This is a genomic window from Yoonia sp. R2-816 (assembly GCF_046762905.1).
Taxonomy (GTDB): domain Bacteria; phylum Pseudomonadota; class Alphaproteobacteria; order Rhodobacterales; family Rhodobacteraceae; genus Yoonia.
In genome coordinates this window covers 1-1,314 of sequence record NZ_JBKQXN010000083.1, presented here as the reverse complement: position 1 = coordinate 1,314, position 1,314 = coordinate 1, and the positions used below count along the sequence as shown (strand labels likewise).

Annotated in this window: 1 protein-coding gene; it reads right to left on the bottom strand. The window is 58.8% G+C overall.

The window, feature by feature from the left end:
- Positions 1-90: 90 nt before the first annotated feature.
- Positions 91-1,314, bottom strand: a 1,224-nt coding sequence (gene tnpC / locus ACFWW2_RS01510) for an IS66 family transposase (RefSeq protein ID WP_393925596.1), incomplete at its 5' end; no start/stop codon positions are given.

The following is a 1,314-nucleotide window of genomic DNA, read 5'->3' as shown; positions in this document are numbered from 1 at the left end:
ATCAGGACCGAAGACCTACAATCTGATCAAGTAATACAAGCACTACGCCGCAAAAAGCGCCCGTGTCGCACACAAAGCGACCAGCAGCTTTCAATGTTTACAAGCACTTAAAAAGGGGGTGCATAATGACCAACCGTTCGCGACGGATCGTATGGCCCGTTCGGCGGTGTTGTTGTCCAATTCCAAGATGCCGTGGTCGAGGTACGGTCTGAGCCGCGCCATGCGCGTCAGTGCATAACGGAGTGCACCTGCCAGTGGCGACTTACCTGAGATACTGGGCAGTTGGGCGTGGAGCCACGTTTCCAGATCATCGAAGACCGGCTTTGCCTGCGCTTGCCTGATCTCGACGCGTCGATCTGGTGGTGACCCGCGTGCCTCTTTCTCTACCGCGTAGAGCTGCGCGATGCGCTTGATGGCCTCATCCGCAATGGCGGAACCTTGAGCGCGGTGGACATCCACAAATTTGCGCCTGACATGCGCCATGCAGGCGACCTCGTTGATATCGCCTAAGCGGTAGAGATCTTCGAACCCGGCATAGCCGTCCGCATGCATCCAGCCATGGTATTTGGCCAGATGATCTTTGGAATGCTGCCCTTTGCGATCAGGGGAGAACTGATACCAACTGGCAGGTGGAACGCTACTATCCCAAGGCCGCTCATCCCGACCATAGGCCCAAAGGCGTGCTGTCGCTGTTTTGCCCGTGCCGGGTGCCAGCATCTTCACCGGCGTATCATCAGCGAAGATGGCCTGACCGGCCAGCACATGCCGCCCGATAGCATCCGCCAGTGGTTCCAACAGCGCCGTGGACTTGCCGATCCAATCGGCCAGCGTTGAACGATCAATGTCGATCCCGTCGCGTTCGAAGATGCCGCTCTGGCGATAGAGCGGTAAGTGATCCGCGTATTTGTTGACCAACACATGCGCCAGCAGGCCCGGACCAGGGCGCCCACGTTCGATGGGACGCGATGGCAACGCTGCCTGTGTGAACGCCTCGCAGCCCGAGCAGGCAAAGCGCGGTCGCACGATGCGGTTCACGATGAACCGGCCCGGAACATATTCCAACTCCTCGGTCACATCTTCACCCAGACGGCGCAGGCCGCCGCCGCAATGGACGCAATCATCGTCGCCTGTGGTCAGTTCGACTTCCATGCGCGGAATGTGATCAGGGATGGGGCGGCGCTTTGGTTTGTCCTTCGGTTCCTCATCGGGCAGGCGCAGCTTTGCCGTCATCTTGGCGACTGCGATCTCGCTCGTTTCCAGGGCCAGTTGAAGCTGATCAATGCTCTCTGATGAAGAGCCAAACCGGTGATTGCG